The organism is Streptomyces sp. WM6372 (genome assembly GCF_001279655.1).
Lineage (GTDB): Bacteria > Actinomycetota > Actinomycetes > Streptomycetales > Streptomycetaceae > Streptomyces.
Map to the genome: position 1 here is coordinate 180392 of NZ_LGDB01000183.1, position 18751 is coordinate 199142.

Below are 18751 nucleotides of genomic sequence, written 5' to 3' on the forward strand. Positions count from 1 at the left end.
GTCAGCCGACCTGGATTCCGATGACGCAGGTGTCGTCGTCCGTGTCGGAACGGCTCTCGGCGAGGAGGCGGTCCAGCTGGTCGTCCAGGTCGCCGCCCCCGGAGGCCGCCGCGCTCACGAGGTGGCCCAGGGAGTCCTCCACCGAGGAGTCCCGCCGCTCCACCAGCCCGTCCGTGAACATCAGCAGGGTGTCGTCCGGTTCGAGCTGGACCTCCCGTTCGATGTAGGTGACGTCCGGCAGGGCTCCGAGGAGCAGGCCCTCGATGAGCGGGAAGGCCTCGGGCTCGCCGCCGCGGACGAGCACGGGCGGCAGGTGCCCGGCGCGTGCCCAGCGCATCACCCGGGTACGGGGGTCGAAGAGCCCGCAGACGGCGGTGGCCGTCACGTGCTTCGCCAGGTGGTGGGTGACCGTGTTGAGCCAGGACAGCAGCTGGGCGGGGCCCGCGCCGGTCACGGCGAGGCCCCGCAGGGCGTTGCGCAGGACGACCATGCCGGTGGCGGCCTCGATGCCGTGTCCGGCGACGTCTCCCACGGAGAGCATGATCAGCCCGGAGGGCAGGACGACGGTGTCGTACCAGTCGCCGCCGACGAGCGACTCGGACTCCGCGGGCCGGTAGCGGACGGCCACGCGCAGGCCCGGGGCTTCGACGGCCTGCGGGGTGGGCGGCATGATGGCGTGCTGGAGCTGAAGGGTGAGGCGGTTGCGTTCGGCGGACTCGGCCGCGGTGTGGGCGAGTTGGTCCCGGGTCGCGGCCAGGGCGACTTCGGTCCAGTGCTGGGCGGAGATGTCCTGGTAGGCGCCGCGGACGGCGTGCAGGCGCCGGTCGGCGTCGAGGACGGGCTCGGCGACGACGCGGATGTGGCGGGTGATCCCGTCGGACCTCCGCAGGCGGAGGTCGACGGATGCCGGGCGGCGGTAGCTCAGCACGGCCCGCAGGAAACGGCCCAGGGCGGCGGAGTCGTCGGGGTGGGTGTATCCGGGCAGTTCCCGCAGCGGTACGGGCGGGGCGCCGGCGGACAGTCCGTGCAGCGCGTACAGCTGGGCGTTCCAGGTGATCTCGCCGGTGACGAGGTTCTCCTCGAAGCCGCCGATCCGGCCCAGGCGCTGGGCGTGCTGGAGGAGGTCGGCCAGTCGTGCCGTCTCGTCCTCGATCCGCCAGATGAGCAGGACGGCCGCGCCGTGCCGGCTGACGCTGATGTCCGCGACCGAGGTCAGGGGGATCTGGTCGACGAGGGCGGTCAGGCTCATGCGTTCGGCCCTGAAGGGTTCGCCGGTGGCGTGCACGCGCTCGATGATGTCGAACAGCCCGTTCTCGCCGGCGGCCATCGGATAGGCCTCCAGCAGCAGGGCGCCGTTGACGTCGGCGCGCTGCCGTCCGGCGGGGTCGACGAAGCGGCTGCTGGCGTGGCGGATGCGGAAGTCGGTCAGCCGGCCCTCGGGATCGAGCACGGGGGTGAGGATGACGGCGGGGTCGTGCAAGCCCTCGGCGAGGTCGGTCAGCTCCGAGACGTCCGGGAGCACCGCTTCGGGGAGGTCGGGGTCGCCCGGGGCGGAGGTGTCCATGGTGCGGGCGCAGAGTTCGGCGAGGGCCTCGACCTGGCGCTCGATCTGCGGGGGCTGCGGCGCCAGGGGCTGCGGCCAGCAGATTTCGAGCACGCCGTGGATGCGGCCGCCCGTTCCGGCCGGTACGGCCATCCGTCCGCCGTCGGGCCAGTGCAGGTGCGCGATCGAGGGCAGTCCTTCGCGTTGCAGACGGGCGAGGGTGACCAGTCGGCGCTCGCGCAGGGCGAGGCGGGCGACGGTGGAGACGCCCGGGGGGACGTGGCGCCAGCGCGCGGCTTCCCCGGGCGGGAATCCGGCGTACCCGGCGAGGGCCAGGGAGCCGTCGGGCGCCGCGGTCCACACGGCGACGGCGATCGCCCCCAGGGGTTTGAGGGCGTTCGTCAGGAGGGATTCGGCCACTGCCTGGGTGTCGTCGGCGGCGGCCAGCATCCCGCTCTCGGCGGTGCGCAGCCGGACCGCCACCCTGGTGGACGGCTTGGCCGGGCCGAGGGTGCCGGTCCGCTCGACGAACTCGGCGGCGACCTCGCTGACGTGGTCGCGGGCGGCCTGGTTGACGATGTCGGCGGCGAGGTCGAGCGGGGACAGCCCGGTCTCGCGGGACAGTTCGTCCAGCTGGCGTGCCGCCGCGGCGGGGGTGCAGCTCAGTTGTCCGATCAGGATGCCCTTGGCCAGTTCGACCAGGGCCCTGCCGTCCGCGGCCGCGTGCGCCGCCTGCACCTCGCCGCGCAGGCGTTCGACGGTGGCGACGAGGCGTCCCAAGGGGGTCGGAGCCTGGTGGGGGATCGTGGTGCGGCACGGCTCCCCGGTGACCGCTTCCGGTGCCCGCGCATCGCCGTGCCACTGTGTGTCGGGGGTGCTCACGGTACTTCCGGCTCCTTGCTGGGACGGTCCCGGTCGTGCCGGCCGGGCCGTGGGACGGCTGCGCGGGCGGACGGGGGCGGCGGGGCGGCGGTCATCTCGTGAGCCAGTGCCGGACGCGGGCGATGAGGTCGTCGGCGTCGACGGGCTTGGTCACGTAGTCGCTGGCCCCCGCGGCGAGGCTCTTCTCCCGGTCGCCGGGCATGGCCTTGGCGGTGACCGCGATGATGGGAAGACCGGCGTGGGCCGGCATCCGCCGGATCTCGGCGGTCGCCGCGTACCCGTCCAGTTCGGGCATCATCACGTCCATCAGGATGAGGTCGACGCCCTCGTTGCGGGTGAGCGTCTCGATGCCCTTGCGCCCGTCCTCCGCGTGGAGCACGCGGATGCCGTGCAGTTCGAGCACGCCGCTGAGGGCGTACAGGTTGCGGGCGTCGTCGTCGACGACGAGGACGGTGCGTCCGGCCAGGCCGTCGTCGAGCACGTGGGCGGGGGTCTGCGCCCGCTCCGCTCCCGATTGGACGAAGGGCAGTACGTCCCCCGGCTGATCCGCGGACAGGTGCAGCACGATGCGTTCGCGGAGCTCGTCCAGACTGGACAGCAGCTCCACGCGGTGCGACGCGGCCCGTTCCCGCAGCGCCGTCTCCTGGCCCGTGTTCAGGCGGGGATTGTTGTGCGCGAGGACGGGGAGGGAGGAGAGCGCCGGGTCTCCGTCGAGGGCGTCGAGGAAGCGCAGGGCCTCGCCGTCGGGCAGGTCGAGCTCGAGGACGACGCAGTGGAAGGAAGCCGAGGCGAGGGCGGCGGCGGCTTCCCGCGAGCTCGTGACGCCGACGACCTGGATGCCTCCGAGGTCCCCGGCCGGCCGGTGGCGGGGGGCGAAGTCCCGGTCGGCGCTCTCGGCGACGAGGGAGAGCAGGCCGCCCTGGCGTTCTTCGATCACCAGCAGGCGGCGGGCCTGGCGCTGCCGGGGCAGGACCGGTGCGCCCGCGTGGCCCGGTTCCGCGGAGCCGGCGGCGGCGCCGTGCGGGGCGGGCGCCGGAACGTCGGGGAGGGGGTCCTTCTCGTACTCCGCCCCCCTGACCGGCAGGTAGAGGGTGAAGGTGCTGCCCTGTCCCGGTGTGCTCTCCGCGGTGACGGCGCCGCCGAGGAGCTGGGCGATCTCGCGGCTGATGGAGAGGCCGAGGCCGGTGCCGCCGTACTTGCGGCTGGTCGTGCCGTCAGCCTGCTGGAAGGCGCCGAAGACGGACGCCAGCTGCTGCTCGGGGATGCCGATGCCGGTGTCCCGTACGCGGAAGGCCACCACGGGTCCTCGGCCGCGCAGCCCGGCGGGTACCTCGGTCGCGGTCGCCTGTTCGATCCGGAGCTCGACGCCGCCGCGCTCGGTGAACTTGACCGCGTTGGACAGCAGGTTGCGCAGGACCTGGCGCAGCCGCGAGTCGTCGGTGTGCAGGGCGTCCGGGGCGTCGGGGGCGGTGGTGACGGTGAAGTCGAGGCTCTTCTGCGTGGTCATGGGGCGGAAGGTGGCGTCGACGTATTCCAGCAGCTGCGGCAGGGACACCGGCTCGGGGTTGATGTCCATCTTCCCGGCCTCGACCTTCGACAGGTCGAGGATGTCGTTGATCAGCTGGAGCAGGTCGGATCCCGCCGAGTGGATGACGCCCGCGTACTCGACCTGCTTCGGGCTGAGGTTGCGGGTGGGGTTCTGCGCGAGGAGCTGGGCGAGGATGAGGAGGCTGTTGAGCGGCGTGCGCAGCTCGTGGCTCATGTTGGCGAGGAACTCGGACTTGTACTTGGAGGCGAGCGACAACTGCTGCGCGCGGTCCTCCAGTTCCTGCCGCGCCTGTTCGATCTCCAGGTTCTTGGCCTCGATGTCGCGGTTCTGGCTGGCGAGGAGGGCCGCCTTCTCCTCCAGTTCCGCGTTGGAGCGCTGGAGTTCCTCCTGCTGCACCTGGAGTTCCGCCGAACGTGCCTGGAGTTCGCCGGTCAGCCGCTGGGACTCCCCGAGGAGCTCGTCGGTGCGGGCGTTGGCGACGATGGTGTTGACGTTGACGCCGATGGTCTCCATCAACTGGCCCAGGAAGTCCCGGTGTACGGGGGTGAAGGCGGTGAAGGAGGCGAGCTCGATCACGCCGAGGACCTGCTCGTCCGCCGCGATCGGCAGGATGATCAGGCTGCCGGGGGTTGCGCGGCCCAGTCCCGAGGAGATGACGTAGTCGCCGGGGACCTGGTCCGTGGCGATGATCCGGTGGCTGCGCGCGGCCTGGCCGACCAGGGACTCGCCGAGGGCGAAGCCGGTGGCCCCGCCGGTTCCGGCGGGGCGGCCGTACGAGCCGACCAGGGTCAGCACGGTGCCGTCGGGGCCGTCCTCGGCGAGGTAGAAGGCACCGTACTGGGCGGCGACCAGGGGTGTCAGCTCGTCCATGACGAGTGCGGCGACGACGGAAAGGTCCCGGTGGCCCTGCATCAGGCCCGAGATCCGGGCCAGGTTGGACTTGAGCCAGTCCTGTTCCTGGTTGGCCCGGGTGGTCTCCCGCAGCGAACCGACCATCGAGTTGATGTTGTCCTTGAGTTCGGCGACCTCGCCCGAGGCGTCGACCGTGATCGAGCGGGTCAGGTCTCCCTCGGCGACCGCGCTGGCGACCTCGGCGATGGCCCGTACCTGGCGGGTGAGGTTCCCGGCCAGTCCGTTGACGTTCTGCGTCAGCCGCTTCCAGGTGCCGGAGACGCCCTCCACCTCCGCCTGGCCGCCGAGCCGGCCCTCGCTGCCCACCTCGCGGGCCACGCGCGTGACCTCGGCGGCGAAGGCGGAGAGCTGGTCGACCATCGTGTTGATGGTCTCCTTCAGCTCCAGGATCTCCCCGCGCGCGTCCACCCGGATCTTCTGCGTCAGGTCGCCCTGGGCCACCGCGGTGGTGACCTGGGCGATCGAACGGACCTGTGCGGTCAGGTTGTCGGCCATGACGTTGACCGATTCCGTGAGGTCCTTCCACGTACCGGAGACGCCCTTGACGTCGGCCTGGCCGCCGAGCCGGCCCTCGGTGCCGACCTCGCGGGCCACCCGCGTGACCTCCCCGGCGAAGGCGGAGAGCTGGTCGACCATCGTGTTGATGGTCTCCTTCAGCTCCAGGATCTCCCCGCGCGCGGTGACGGTGATCTTCTGGGAGAGGTCGCCCTTGGCCACGGCGGTCGCGACCTGGGCGATGGAGCGCACCTGGTCGGTGAGGTTTCCGGCCATGAAGTTGACCGAATCCGTGAGGTCCAGCCAGGCACCGCCGACTCCGGGTACGTCGGCCTGGCCGCCCAGGGTCCCCTCGGTGCCCACCTCGCGGGCCACCCGCGTGACTTCCGACGTGACCAGCGACAGCTGGTCGGCCATCCCGTTGAAGACCGTGGCGATCTCGCCGAGCAGTCCGTCCGAGGTATCGGGCAGCCGGGTGCGGAAATCCCCGTCCCGTACGGCCGTCAGGCCGGCCAGCAGGCGGCGCAGCTCCGGTTCGCCGATCCCGTCCCCGCCCTCGGGCCCCGGCGGACCGCTCAGTGACTCCGGGCTCGTCCGCTCAGACATCCGTCTACCCCTCGCCACACGACCGGTCGGCGAAGGTTGACGCCGACCCGAAGGACCTTATGGCACGACCGATCACCCTGAAGCCGCGGTTCCGCACACTGCCCCGGAACCCGCGGGTGCCCGAGCGGGTGCGGGGTGGACGAATCAGTGCGGACTCCCCGGCCCGCCGGCCGACCGGGGCGGGCCGGGGAGTCCGCGCCCGTCACGACCCGCCGACGGCGTCTTCGACGCTGGGGTACAGGGACAGGACCGTATCGGCACCCGTCAGGGCGAAGAGGCGGCTGAGCTGTTCCCCGGGGGCGGCGATGCGCAGGGCCGTCAGATGGTGTGTCCGCAGCAGCAGGTTCAGGAACGACGAGTCGCCGAAGGTGACGGAGCCCACGTCCAGCACCACCAGCGGATACCGGTCCGCGGCGGTGGCGAGTTCCTCCTCCAGAGGGGCCAGCGTGTCCTGGTCGAGCTCCCCCTGCGCGGCCACCACCCACCCGGCTCCGGCCGGGTAGCCGTCCCCGACCACGCCTTCGCGGTGTGTGTCTCCTGCTCCGGTCATGTCCGCCTCCCCGGATCGTCACCTGTACGGCCTCCGCAAGGGAGTATGCCTGTCCATCGGGCGCAGGGAAGCGCCGGGACCGCGGCACACCGCATCCGGTGACCCGCACGGCCGCCGCGCAGGACGTCCTGAAGAAAGTTTTCGCGCGGGCCGTGTAAGAACGAGAAGACGGGGCATGAGCGCCCGGGCAGCGGTCAGTCAATCGGGAGGGAACCGCCACCATGTCTCGCTCGGCCAGCGCCGTAGGCCCCATTCGCGCAACAGACGTGCAGATCACGCCCTCTGTGCCCGCCGACAGGACCGTGGGAGCACCACCGCAGGGCGTGGTGCTGCCCGAGGTGGAGAACCCCCGGGAGGTGGCACCCGGCGACGCACGCGAGCTTTCGAGGCTGTTCTTCGGGAGGCTCCGCACCCTGGAGGAAGGCACGCGTGAGTACCAGTACGCCCGCAACACCCTGATCGAGATGAACCTCTCCCTCGTGCAGTTCGCGGCGCGGCGCTTCCGCGCCCGGGTGCTGGGCGGGGGCCTGGACATCGAAGACATCATCCAGGTGGGCACCATCGGCCTCATCAAGGCCATCGACCGCTACGACCCCGAGCGCGAGGTCGAGTTCTCCACGCTCGCGCTCCCCTACATCACCGGTGAGATCAAGCGCTACTTCCGCGACACCACCTGGGCCGTGCACGTACCGCGCCGCCTCCAGGAACTGCGTACGGAGCTCGCCAAGGCCCAGGAGGCCCTGACCGACGTCCTGGGGCGGGCCCCGACGGTCAAGGAGGTCGCCCACCACCTCGAACTGTCCGAGGAGGAGGTCATCGACGGGCTGGTCGCCGCGAACGGCTACACCAGCGGCTCCCTGGACACCACCGGCGCCGACGGGGACGAGCCCGCGACCTCGACGAGCCGGACGACACGGCCGCTGGCGGACCGTCTCGGTGACGTCGACCCCGCCATGGAGCTCTTCGAGGAGTTCCACACCCTCGCGCCCCTGCTGGAGCAGCTGGACGAACGCGACCGGCTGATCCTGCAGTTGCGTTTCGGCCAGGACAAGACCCAGGCCGAGATCGGCGCCGAACTGGGCATCTCGCAGATGCAGGTCTCGCGCCTGCTGTCGCGGACGCTGGCCCGGCTGCGCGCCGGAATGCTCTCGGTGTAGGCAGCGACATGGCCCAGGCTCACCGGAACGACGGGTCCGTCCCGCCCGTCGGCGCGCAGGCGCTGTACGACGACGTGGCGTGGGCGGACGCCGTCGTACGGTGCGCGGACGCCGCGAACGCCGGGACGGTCGTGCGGCGGCCCCTCACCGCCCGGCCGCTGCGCGACCGTCCCGGCGCCCTGCTGTGCGGCAGCTGCGACCTCGACACCCGGCCCGTCCTGTCCGCGGCGCTGGGCGTCGTCACGCGGATCCCCGGGCCGGTCGTCCACCTCGACCTCTCCGGCGTGGCCTTCCTCGATGCCGCCGCCGTCGCCGCCCTGGTGCGGGCGAACGCCACCGTCACGGGACAGGGCCGTCGTCTGTTGCTCCACCACCCGCCATACTCGCTCCGCAAGGTAGTGGAGATGTTCCCGGACGAATGCGCCGCGCTGGAGGTCGCAGCATGACGAACGTATCTGCGCCCACCGCACCAGGGGACTTCGTCCACCCCGCCCTCTTCTACCAGGGCCGGGCGGAGTACCTGGCAGGGGTGGGCGGGTTCGTACGGGCCGCGCTCGCGGCCGACGAGCCGGTGCTCGTGGCCGTGCCCGGCCCGCGGCTGGACGTCCTGCGCGAGAGCCTCGACGTCGCCGCGGCCGAGGTGACCTGGACGGACATGACGCAGCTGGGCCGCAATCCCGGCCGCATCCTGGCCGCGCTGCAGGATTTCGCCGACCGGCACGCCGGGCGGCCGGCCCGGATCGTGGGCGAGCCGATCTGGCCCGGCCGCTCGCGGGCCGAGGTGCTGGAGGCCACGCGTCACGAGGCCCTCATCAACACCGCCTTCGCGGGGCGGCACGCCACCATCCTGTGCCCGTACGACGTCCTGGGCCTGCCGGCCGAGGTGGTCTCCGACGCCCGGCGCACCCATCCCACCGTGATCGCGGAGGGCAAGGACCTGCACAGCCCGGAGTACGCCGACGCCTCGGTGGTCTGCGCCGACTGCGACGACCCGCTGCCCGAGCCCGACGGGGGTGCGCCCCGGTTCGCGTACGCCTCCGGGGAGCTGGGCGAGGTACGCGCGTACACCGAGAGCTGGGCCCGCGGCACGGCCCTGAGCACGGCGCGGCGCGGCGATCTGATCCTCGCGGTCAGCGAAGCTGCCGCCAACTCCCTCGCCCACGGCGGCGGGAGCGGCTCCCTGCGGCTGTGGAGCACCGCCGGTGGCGCGGTCGTCGCCGAGATCAGCGACGGCGGGCACCTGGCCGACCCGCTGAAGGGGCGCCGCCGCCCCTCCCTGGCATCGGTCGACGGAGGCCGCGGCCTGTGGATGATCCATCAGCTGTGCGACCTGGTCGAGATCCGCGCCTCGGACAGCGGCCTCACGCTGAGGATGCACATGGCATGTTCCTGAGACCGGCGGGTCCCCTAAACTGTCACGCAGGCTGGGCGGGGCCGCAAGGGTTCCCGCGACCAGAGAGACCAGAGTCAACGGTGGGGGTGAGGTACCACAGTGGAAACCATCGGACCGGGAACCGGCGAACCACTGCACGCCGGCCCCTCCGCCGTGGTGCAGCGCCGTCGCCTCGCGCTCTCCGGCGTCCGCGGCCACGTCGCCAAGGGCCGTGACTTCACGCGCCAGGCCTTGCGGGACTGGGGCTGGGACGGCACCGACACTTCCGAGGACGCCCTGCTCCTCGTGTCCGAGCTGCTGACCAACGCGTCACTGCACGCGGGTGGTTGCATCGAACTGGTGGTCTCGGCCGGTGAGGTCCTGCGGGTCGAGGTCTTCGACGGCTCGACGGCGCTGCCGCGCCGCCACCCGTCCCCGCAGCGCGGACTCCCGGGCGGACACGGCCTCAACATCGTGCAGCGCCTCTCCGACCGCTGGGGCACCCACACCCACGAGCACGGCAAGGCCGTCTGGGCCGAGATCGAGGCTTCGCGGCTGACCTCGGGCAGGCCCACCCGCCGCTGAATCGGCCGGCGGCCGTCCCCGTGTTCGCGCGCTCCCGTGTTCCCGTACGGGAGCGTCATTCCGGGAGTCGGGGGCAGGCGCGCGGTATGACAACGAACGCGCTCACCTCCCTGGCCCTGACCCCGGCGCCCGGCCCTGCCTGGGTCCACCTGATCGTCATCGCCTTCGCCCTCCTCGTCCTCGTCCGCACCCTGGCCCGTCACCGGTAGGAACCACCCCTCCGGGGCACACGCGCAGGAGTCAGTGGAGACCCGGCGGGCCCGGACGCTGCTGCCGCAGGTCGCCGCCGGGGTGCCGACCCCGCAGTCGATCGCCGTGTCCCTGCGCCGCAGCCGCCGCCACCGTACCCGCATCGTTCCCCGCGGCGCCGTCGGCGTGGACACCGGGGCGAAGGTGTGCGTCGTACGGAAGACCTCGGGCGAGCTGACCGCGGTGCCCTATGACCACCCGGTCCTGGCCCCCGGAAGCATCCCGCGCTCCTTCGACATCCCTCCCCGGTCTCGCCGAGCACGCCCGCGGCATCGAGGCGGCGCGGCCCTGCTGCGCGGGGCGCCTGACGCAGCGGAGGGCGGGCTTCGCGGGCTGGCGGGGCGTTCACGGGGTATCCGCGGAGCATGGAAACCTCTTCGGATCGTCCGGGCGGCTCGCGGCGCCCGTGGTGGGGGCGGATCGCTGCCGTTCTGGTGGTGGTCGTGGTGCTGATCGTGCTCGTGGCGCGTTTCGGCCTGGTTCCGGGATTGGGCGGCCTCTTCGGCGAGGAGACCCGCGACCGCTCCGGGCCGGCCCTGCTCAAGTCGATCCAGGACATGGACCGTTACGAGGCTGCCGTCGGCAACTTCCAGGTGGTCGTGGACCTGGAGAAGGACGCGGCGTTCCTGCCGGACGCCATCCGCGGAACGCGCACCCTGTACGTGGGGGCCGGCACGGTCAGCGGGTACGTCGAACTGGGCGGGCTGGGCGAGCGGAACGTCTCCGTGAACGGCGACCGCACCAAGGCCTCCATCCGGCTGCCGCACGCGGTGCTCGGCACGGCGGCCCTCGACCCGAACCGCTCGTACGCGGTGTCGAAGCAGCGGGGCCTGCTGGACCGGATCGGCGATCTGTTCTCCGACAACCCGGCCGGTGAGCAGGCCGTGCAGAAGCTCGCCGCCCAGCACATCAACGAGGCCGCCCGCGACAGCGGGCTCGCCGAGCGCGCCGAGAAGAACACCACGGCGATGCTGGAGGGGCTCCTTCGCTCCCTCGGCTTCCGTGAGGTGACGGTCGCCTACGGCTGAGGGGGTGCGGCCTCGCGCTCGTCCCCGAGGACCAGGCGGGGCAGGGCGTCCGGGTGCTTCTCCGAGAGCCAGGCGATCAGCTGTTCCCGTACGGCGCAGCGCACCGTCCACAGGTCGTCGGCGTCCTTGGCCGTGACGATCGCCCGCACGACCATGGTGGAGGGGGTCGTCTCGGTGACGGCGACGTCCCAGCCGCGGCCGTCCCACTCCGGGCAGTGGTGCAGGATCTCGTGCACCTTGTCGCGCATGAGGTCCACGGGGGCGCGGTGGTCACAGTGGAGGAAGACGGTGCCGGTCATCTGGACGCCGCCGCGGGACCAGTTCTCGAAGGGACGGGTGGTGAAGTACGAGACGGGCATGGTGATGCGGCGCTCGTCCCAGGTCCGTACGGCGAGGAACGTGAGGGTGATGTCCTCCACCACTCCCCACTCGCCGGCGACGACGACCGTGTCGCCGATGCGCACCATGTCGCCGAAGGCGATCTGGAATCCGGCGAAGAGGTTTCCGAGGGTGGACTGGGCCGCGACGCCGGCCACGATGCCGATGATGCCCGCGGAGGCGAGCACGGACGTGCCGAGCGCGCGGAAGCTCGGGAAGGTGAGGAGCATCGCCGCGGCCGCGACGACGGCGACGACGACGGTCACGACCCGCGTGATCAGGGTGACCTGGGTACGGACCCTGCGCAGCCTGGCGGGATCGCGGGTGCCGGCCGCGTAGCGGGCGTAGCCGGACTCGACGGCGGCCGAGGCCACGCCCACGATCAGCCAGGCGCCGGCGCCGATCAGCGCGAGCGACAGGGCCCGGCCGACGGCGGCCTCGTGCTCCCGCAGGGGCGGCCACGCCGTCTGCCGGTGGGCTCCCCTGAGCAGGGCGGCGAACAGCACGATCCGCAGGGCCCGCCGGCAGCGGCGCAGTGCGTTCCACAGGGGTGTTTCGGGGTGGCGTGCGTCGGCTCGGCGCAGCAGCAGGTCGGCGGCCCATCCGGCCGCGGCGGTGAGGAGGAGCGAGCCTCCCAGGACGGTCAGCAAGCGAAGCGCGTGGTTCATGTCTCCTCGGCGGATGTAGGCGGCATGGACTTCCCGCGCATGCCCAGACGAGGAGGAGCGACACCCGGGACGGACGTAGGGGACGACACACGGGACCTCCCGCGCGGCGGTGTCCGGCCGCACTGCCGGCGTACGCGAAGGACTGCCGGCGTACGCGAAAGCCGCCGGTCCCGCCCGTTCAGGCGGGGCGGGACCGGCGGCGGCTCTCGGCTGTCGGCTGTCGGCTGTCGGCGCTGCGGGGGCTTACCTGCCGCGCCCGCTGAGGAAGTCCCGTGCGCGGTCGACGAGCCCCGTGCCGGCGGACATCAGCCGGTGGTGCGGCTGGGAGGGGAAGGCGCCGGGATGGGGACGGGTCGGCGCGAACCTCTTGGCCCGGCGCACCCTGTCGCCCAGGGTCTGCAGGGCCTCCGGCGAGCACGCCTGGCGGAGCCGGGGGAACAGGTTCTGTTCCTCGTCGTGCACGTGGGCGGTGACCTCCGCCTTCAGTACGGCGATCAGCTGGTCGAACTCCGGCCCCGCCGCGTCAAGTCCCTCGAGGTCCTTCAGCAGCTTCTCGACGCGCGCGTGGTCGGCGAGCTCCTTGTCCGCGATGAGGTCGCCGTCCGGGAAATGGTCCCGGACGGCCGGGTAGAGGTGTTCCTCCTCCGCCACCGAATGCCGGACCAGTTCGATGGTCAGCTGTTCGGCCGCCTTCTGCCGTTCGCCCGCCGGGGTGGTGTGCTCGATCCGGTCGAACAGCCCGTCCACCTCGCGGTGGTCGACGGTCAGTTCGGCGATGATGTCCCCTGCGTGTCGCATGCCGTTGTTCCTTCCCGATCGGCCTCGGCCGGCCGTGTGCGCCGGTCGCCGCGCGCGTACCCGCGATCACGCAGCGCTAACGGGACCGACGCCGGTCCGCGGTGGCCGGCGCATGGCGCGCCCGGCGGTGGGTAGCCGGGCCCTGAAAGGTCTGGAGGCGGCGACCGGCACCCCCGTGGTGCCGGGCCGCTGACGCTACGGAAGGGGTGCACGTGTCACACGTCGAGGAGTATGTCGAGGTCAACGTCCCCGTACGCACTGCCTACAACCAGTGGACGCAGTTCGAGGACTTCCCCGTCTTCATGGAAGGGGTCGAACGCATCTACCAGCGCACGGACACGCTGACCCACTGGGTGACGAACGTGAACGGTGTGCAGCGTGAGTTCGATGCGCAGATCACCGAGCAGCTCCCGGACCGGCGCGTCGCGTGGATGACGGTGGACGGGGAGGCGCGCCAGGCCGGCCTGGTCACCTTCCAGCCGATCGACGCGACCACCACCAAGGTCGTCCTGCACATGAACTGGGTGCCCGACGGCCTGGCCGAGACGGCCGCCGACAAGCTCGGCTTCGTCAAGCGCCAGGTGGCCGGCGATCTGAAGCGGTTCAAGCTGTTCATCGAGTCGCGCGGAGTCGAGACGGGCGCCTGGCGGGGCGAGGTCTGACGGGGATGAGACGCCGGGGCAGGGGCAAGGGCGTCCGGGCCGTGTCCCGCGGCGGTGGGTTCCGCGAGGTCACGGCCCGCTGCGGCCTGCTGGCGCGCGGGGTGCTGTACGCACTGATCGGGATGCTGGCGCTGCGCGTGGCCTTCGGGGACGCCGGGGGTGAGGAGGCCGACCGCCAGGGCGCCCTCCGGGAGCTCGTGGGAGGGCCCTTCGGCAGCGTCCTCGTCTGGGCCGTCGGTGTGGGGCTCGTCTGCATGGCGCTGTGGCGCCTGTCGGAGGCGGTGTTCGGCGCGGCCGGGCCGGACGGCGGCAAGCCCGTCAAGCGGCTGGCCTCGGCGGGCCGGACGGTCTTCTACGCCGTGGTCGCCTTCTCCGCCCTGTCGTTCGCGGCGGGCGGCGCGGGGCGCTCCGGAGACGAACAATCGCGCGATGTGACGGCCAGGGCGCTGGACCTGCCCGCCGGCCAGTGGCTGGTGGGTGCGGCAGGGCTCGGGATCGCCGTCGCGGGCGTGGTCATCGCGGTGCAGGCGGCGCGGCGCGGCTTCCGCAGGCACCTCGCCCTGGGCGGGGTCCCTGCGTGGGGGCGCAAGGCCGTCGATTTCCTCGGGGTGACCGGCGGCCTGGCCCGGGGCGCCGTGTTCACGGCGGCCGGCGGGTTCGTCGTGTACGCCGCGGTGCGCTACGACCCGGGCCAGGCGAAGGGCGTCGACGACACCCTGAGGTCGTTCGCCGGGACCGTGGCGGGGCCGTGGCTCCTGGTCGCGGTCGCCTTCGGGCTCATGCTCTTCGGGGTGTTCTCCTGGGCGATGGCCCGGTGGCGCGAGGTCTGAGACGAGGCGCCGTTCACGCCGGGCGAGCAGCCCGGAACCGGCCACTCAAGGGCGTTACCCGCCGAAGGGAAGCAGAATCCGTGGGTATCTCGGCCAACTTGCCCGTACGCCCCTGAACGCCCCCCGCAGTGACGTTCCATCGGCCCTGTATGGGGGCACCCGTGGTGCCGTTGGTACGTCTACCGAGGAGCGCACACGATGACGAAGGTCCTCGTCCTGCACAGCGTCAGCCTGGTCAGGTCGGCACTGGCCGCCCTGCTGAGATCCGAAGGGCGCTTCGAGGTCACCTCGGCAGGCTGGCGGGCCGCGGCCCGCCAGACCGAGTCGTTACGACCAGACGTGACGGTCGTCGACCTCGACTGTCCGGGGGCGACGGCCGTCCTCGCCGATGACGGGCGCGCGGACCGCCAGGTCCTCGCGCCGCCGTCCCCGGTCCTGGTGCTCGCGTCGACCGGCGCGCCCGGGCTGCTGCACCGCGCCTTCCGGGCCGAGGCGCGCGGCTACGTCGACAAGGACGGCTCGCCGGGGCGGCTCGTACGGGCGGTCCGCAAGGTCGCCGCGGGAGAACGGTTCATCGACGCCTCGCTGGCTTCCGCGTTCATGGAGGCCGATCCCGTACCGCTGAGCCCGCGGGAACTCAGCGTGCTGACCCGGGCCGCGGAGGGCGATTCGATCGCCGAGATCGCCTGCACGCTGCACCTGGCGAGCGGGACGGTGCGCAACTACATGGCCGCGGCGACCCGCAAGACCGGCGCGCGCAATCTCATCGACGCCATCCGGATATCCCGGCGAGCCGGCTGGGTGTGATCCGCGGGTGCCGCGGCCGGACACGGGCCCCGTGTGGTGTCACTCGTCCGCGGCCAGGTTCCACCTCCCCACCAGATCGCGGTACAGGGGCGACCTGGCGGGGAGTTCTTCGTGTGTGCCGCAGACGGCGCGGGTCCCGTCGAGGACGAGGACCCGGTCGGCGCGGGCGGCGGACGAGACGCGGTGGGCCACGACGACGAGGGTGCCGGGGCGTTCGGCGAGGGCCCGTTCGGCGCGCTCCTCGGCGGCCGGGTCCAGGTGGCAGGTGGCCTCGTCGAGCAGCAGCAGCGGAGCGGGCGAGAGGTAGGCGGCGGCGAGCGCGAGCTGCTGGCTCTCGCCCCGGGACAGCAGACGGGGGGACACCTCGGCGTCCAGGCCGCCGAGCCGTGCCACCAGGTCGTCCAGTCCGAGGGCACGGACGGCGTGCCGCACTCGGGCGTCCCCGGGCCCGGCGGCGTCCGGGCCCGCGCCGAGGTGGGTCAGGTTCTCCCGTACGGTGCCGGTGAACACGTAGGCCTGCTGCGGCAGCAGGGTCCGCCGCGGGTCGGGTCCGCCGGCTCCCGGTTCCCGGCGGGCGGCCGCGCCGGCGACGAGGACCGCCCCCGCGTCGGGCGACAGCATTCCGGCGAGCAGCGCGGTGAGCGTGGACTTGCCGATTCCGCTCGGTCCGACCACCGCGAGGTGCTCCCCGGGGCGCACCTCCAGGTCGAGGTCGTCGAGTACGGGAGCCGCGCCGGGGCCGTACGCGAAGGTGACGCCCCGGAGCTCGGCCGCGGCGTCGGTCGGCGGCCCGGCCGGCCCGGGCGGCTGAGGCTGCGGCGTCGGCGTCGGCTGCGCGGGGCTGTGGCCGTTCCGGTCCGGCGGCACCGGTCCGCTGAACCGTTCGAGGACCACGAGCAGCCGGGTTCCGGCGGAACCCAGCGCGGTCATCAAGGAGTTGAGCGCGGGCAGCAGGGCCTGCACCAGGTACGTGAGGCCGCCGGCCAGCGTACCGGCGGTGATCCCGCGGCCCAGCAGCCAGGGCGTCGCGGCGAGGAGCGCGATCACCGGCAGCCGGCCCGCCGTGCCCAGGGCCAGGGTGCGCAGGGCGCCCCAGCCCGCGAGCGTGCGCGCCAGCCGCTCCTGCGTGGCGATCAGGGGCTCCACCCGGGCTTCCGCAGCGGCCCGTCCCCCGCAGGCGACGATGTCGCGCAGGCCCTCGGCCACCGCCCCCACCCGGTCGGCCAGCGCCTCGTCGGTGTCCAGGGACCTGCGCTGTACGGAGGCCAGGGGGCGCAGCATGGCCAGGAATGCGGCCACGCCCAGCAGCAGCGGCGGCAGCACGACCAGCAGCAGCACGGGTGCCAGGGCGGCCATGCCGGCGAGGGCGCCCACGGCGGTGAACACGAACGAACGTGCCGTCAGGACCAGCCCGGCGAAGGAGTCACGGGCCATTTCCGTCTGCTGGGTCAGCCGGGACACGGCGCCCGAGTCGCCCGCGCCCGCCGGGTCGGCGACCGCGCGGTCCAGCGCCTGCCGCACGGCCCGCCGGACCAGGCCGTCCCGCAGCGGCTCCACGAGGTCCGCGAGCCCGGCGAACACACCGCGCAGCGCGAACCCGCCGAGCAGTGCCCCGGCTCCGGCCGCGGCCAGCCAGCCGAGACCGGTGGCGGTGCGGCCGGCGAGGAAGCCGTCGTCGAGGGCGCGGGCCACGCCGTAGCCGCCGAGGAACGTGTGCGCGGACTCCAGGAGCGACCAGCCGGCCAGCCGTCCGACGGCACCCTTGTGGCCGCGCAGGAACCGCCGCCCCTCGGGGCCCACCCGGCTCCGGGCCCCTCCCCCGGTCACCGCGCCGCCTCCCGCTCCGTGTCGCTTTCCGTGGCGCTTCCCGTGTCGTTCTCCGTGTCCTCTTCCGTCTCCTCTTCCGTCTCCTCCGTCGTGTCGGCGGCGAACACCGCCCGGTAGGCGGGGTCGCGTCGCCACAGCTCGCCGTGGCTGCCGGTCCCCCGTACCCGCCCGTCCTCCAGCCATACGACGAGGTCGGCGCGGACGGCGGACGAGAGGCGGTGCGCGACCACGATCCGGGTGCCGGGCCGGATCTCACGGGCGAGGGCCCGCTCCACCTCGCGGGCCGTGACGGTGTCGAGGCTGGAGGTGGCGTCGTCCAGTACGAGGAGCCGTCCCGCGTGGCAGAACGCCCTGGCCAGCCCGAGGCGTTGGACCTCCCCGCCGGACATCGGGGCGTCGGCGAGGCGCGTGCCGTACCCGTGGGGCAGGCGCCGTACGAACGGGTCGGCTCCGGCGGCACGGGCCGCGGCGCGCACCGCTTCCGGGCCGGGGTCCGGGCCCGTGCCGAAGGCGATCGCACCGCCGACCGTGTCCCCGAGCAGTGCGGGCCGGTCGAAGGCGTACCCGACTTCGCGGCGCAGCGCTTCGGCGGTCAGCTCCCGCAGGGGCACTCCGTCCAGCAGCACCCGGCCCGCGTCGGGGTCGGTGAGCCGGCCCGCCACGGCGGCGAACAGCGTCTTGCCGGCGCCCGAGCGGCCGACCACGGCCACCGTGGCGCCTCCGGGGATGAGCAGGCTGATGTCGTGCAGGACCGTCGCTCCGCCGCGCACGACACGGACGTCGCGCAGTTCGAGGGTGCCCGGGCCGCCTTCCGGCAGTTCCGCCCGGCCGTGGCCGAGTACGGGCAGGTCCAGGAGGGCGGCGGTCCGCCGGGCCGCGGACCGGCCGCGGACCACGGCCGCCAGTCCCCCGGTCACGGCGCCGATGCCGGCCGCGAGGCCGGCGTACCGTACGGCGGCGAGGAGTTCTCCGACCCCGATGGCCCCGGCCGACAGGCGGATGCCGCCGACGGCGAGGACCGCGTACAGGAGCATCGGCATGAGGGCCGAGGACCGGGCCGTGGTGCCGCCGTAGACCTGCCACATCCGCCTGCCCTCGGTGCCCAGCTCGGGCAACCCGGCGAGGATCCGCGCGCGTTCGCGCTCTGCGGTGCCGGCGGCGGCGATCGTGCGCGCCCCGGCCAGCGCCTCGGTCAGACGGCCGGCGGTCGCGAGCTGGACCTGCTGGTAGCGGGCGATGCTGGTGTGGGTGTCGCGGGCGAAGGCCCGCAGCAGGAGCACGAGGAACGGAACGCCGACGAGGAAGGCGAGTGCCGTCCACAGGTCGATGAGGAAGAGGGCGGTCACCGCGCCGATCGGCGGCAGCAGTGCGGCGACGGCGTGCGCGACGGCGGCCGGCACCTTCCCGGCCTCGGTGGCGTGCGCGGTCAGCCGCGCGGCGGTTTCGCCGGGTGCGTGGCGGGCGGCGTGGTGCGGGGCCGTCCGCAGCAGCCGGGCCAGCCCGAGCCTGCGCAGGCGGGCGGTGGAGCGGCCGTCGACCTCGCCGGTCAGCCGGGCGGCGGCAGCGTCCAGCACCACTTCGGCCGCGATGACCACGGCGCACAGCAGTGTCCAGGCGGGGCCCGCCGGGGCGCGGCGGAGCAGCAGGTCGAGGGTGTGGCCGAGGACCGCGGGTTCGGCGAGTGCCGCGGCGGCGGCGCTGACGGTGCATCCGAGGACGGCGGCGCTGCGCCCGGCGCTGTGGCGGGCCGCTGCCAGGAGAGCCCGGTCGGCGGTGCGGGCCACGGTCGCGGCCTGCGCCGTGCCGGCCGCCACGTCGGGGGGGCTCATCGACGGATGCCTCCGGTGGTGTGG

At 73.3% G+C, this 18751-nt stretch carries 16 protein-coding genes and 1 pseudogene; 10 read left to right on the forward strand and 7 right to left on the reverse strand.

The features are described from left to right. Window position 1 precedes the first annotated feature (1 nt). From ADK52_RS18385 to ADK52_RS18395, 3 genes are all read right to left on the reverse strand, one after another. The gene (locus ADK52_RS18385; RefSeq protein ID WP_078988425.1) at window positions 2–2425 is read right to left on the reverse strand and encodes a SpoIIE family protein phosphatase; all 2424 of its coding nucleotides are present in this window, start codon (window positions 2423–2425) and stop codon (window positions 2–4) included. 91 nt (window positions 2426–2516) lie between these two features. After that, entirely contained in the window at window positions 2517–5987 is a 3471-nt protein-coding gene (locus ADK52_RS18390) for a HAMP domain-containing protein (RefSeq protein ID WP_053690907.1), read from the reverse strand. 202 nt (window positions 5988–6189) lie between these two features. Next, window positions 6190–6537 (reverse strand): STAS domain-containing protein, encoded by a 348-nt coding sequence (locus tag ADK52_RS18395; protein WP_053690908.1) that lies wholly within the window; start codon window positions 6535–6537, stop codon window positions 6190–6192. A 221-nt stretch (window positions 6538–6758) separates the two neighbouring features. Between ADK52_RS18395 and ADK52_RS18400 the strand changes: the two genes are divergently transcribed. From ADK52_RS18400 to ADK52_RS18420, 7 genes and pseudogenes are all read left to right on the forward strand, one after another. Further along, window positions 6759–7694: a SigB/SigF/SigG family RNA polymerase sigma factor gene (locus ADK52_RS18400; protein WP_053690909.1), complete on the forward strand. Its 936-nt coding sequence runs from the start codon at window positions 6759–6761 to the stop codon at window positions 7692–7694. An 8-nt stretch (window positions 7695–7702) separates the two neighbouring features. Next, complete coding sequence (locus ADK52_RS18405) at window positions 7703–8140, forward strand: STAS domain-containing protein (RefSeq protein WP_053690910.1); 438 nt, start codon at window positions 7703–7705, stop codon at window positions 8138–8140. After that, the gene (locus ADK52_RS18410) at window positions 8137–9087 is read left to right on the forward strand and encodes a sensor histidine kinase (protein ID WP_053690911.1); all 951 of its coding nucleotides are present in this window, start codon (window positions 8137–8139) and stop codon (window positions 9085–9087) included. Before ADK52_RS18405 ends, ADK52_RS18410 begins: the two co-directional genes overlap by 4 nt. 99 nt (window positions 9088–9186) lie before the next feature. Continuing rightward, on the forward strand, window positions 9187–9651 hold the full coding sequence (locus ADK52_RS18415) for an ATP-binding protein (protein WP_078988426.1): 465 nt from the start codon (window positions 9187–9189) through the stop codon (window positions 9649–9651). A gap of 86 nt (window positions 9652–9737) precedes the next feature. After that, entirely contained in the window at window positions 9738–9860 is a 123-nt protein-coding gene (locus ADK52_RS44515) for a hypothetical protein (RefSeq protein ID WP_267887278.1), read from the forward strand. A gap of 58 nt (window positions 9861–9918) precedes the next feature. After that, window positions 9919–10164 (forward strand): annotated as a pseudogene (locus ADK52_RS43740) (NAD(P)/FAD-dependent oxidoreductase); the annotation flags it as partial. A gap of 101 nt (window positions 10165–10265) precedes the next feature. After that, window positions 10266–10928 (forward strand): DUF4230 domain-containing protein, encoded by a 663-nt coding sequence (locus tag ADK52_RS18420; RefSeq protein ID WP_053690912.1) that lies wholly within the window; start codon window positions 10266–10268, stop codon window positions 10926–10928. On the opposite strand, the gene ADK52_RS18425 is transcribed toward ADK52_RS18420, so the two are convergent. Together ADK52_RS18425 and ADK52_RS18430 are read right to left on the reverse strand one after the other, a co-directional pair. Continuing rightward, window positions 10919–11974 carry a mechanosensitive ion channel family protein gene (locus tag ADK52_RS18425; RefSeq protein WP_053690913.1) on the reverse strand — a complete coding sequence of 352 codons (1056 nt, stop codon included), beginning with the start codon at window positions 11972–11974 and terminating at the stop codon, window positions 10919–10921. The genes ADK52_RS18420 and ADK52_RS18425 overlap by 10 nt on opposite strands. A 243-nt stretch (window positions 11975–12217) precedes the next feature. Then, window positions 12218–12772: a hemerythrin domain-containing protein gene (locus tag ADK52_RS18430; RefSeq protein WP_053690914.1), complete on the reverse strand. Its 555-nt coding sequence runs from the start codon at window positions 12770–12772 to the stop codon at window positions 12218–12220. Between the two features lie 212 nt (window positions 12773–12984). Between ADK52_RS18430 and ADK52_RS18435 the strand changes: the two genes are divergently transcribed. The 3 genes from ADK52_RS18435 (at window position 12985) to ADK52_RS18445 (ending at window position 15071) form a co-directional block, all read left to right on the forward strand. Next, entirely contained in the window at window positions 12985–13434 is a 450-nt protein-coding gene (locus ADK52_RS18435) for an SRPBCC family protein (RefSeq protein WP_053690915.1), read from the forward strand. A gap of 5 nt (window positions 13435–13439) precedes the next feature. After that, window positions 13440–14264 carry a DUF1206 domain-containing protein gene (locus ADK52_RS18440; protein WP_053690916.1) on the forward strand — a complete coding sequence of 275 codons (825 nt, stop codon included), beginning with the start codon at window positions 13440–13442 and terminating at the stop codon, window positions 14262–14264. A 198-nt stretch (window positions 14265–14462) separates the two neighbouring features. Beyond that, window positions 14463–15071 (forward strand): response regulator transcription factor, encoded by a 609-nt coding sequence (locus ADK52_RS18445; RefSeq protein ID WP_053690917.1) that lies wholly within the window; start codon window positions 14463–14465, stop codon window positions 15069–15071. Window positions 15072–15110: 39 nt separating this feature from the next. On the opposite strand, the gene ADK52_RS18450 is transcribed toward ADK52_RS18445, so the two are convergent. Then, entirely contained in the window at window positions 15111–16898 is a 1788-nt protein-coding gene (locus tag ADK52_RS18450) for an ATP-binding cassette domain-containing protein (protein ID WP_053690918.1), read from the reverse strand. Continuing rightward, window positions 16895–18727, reverse strand: a complete 1833-nt coding sequence (locus tag ADK52_RS18455; RefSeq protein ID WP_063783879.1) for an ABC transporter ATP-binding protein — start codon at window positions 18725–18727, stop codon at window positions 16895–16897. Before ADK52_RS18455 ends, ADK52_RS18450 begins: the two co-directional genes overlap by 4 nt. Window positions 18728–18751: the final 24 nt, after the last annotated feature.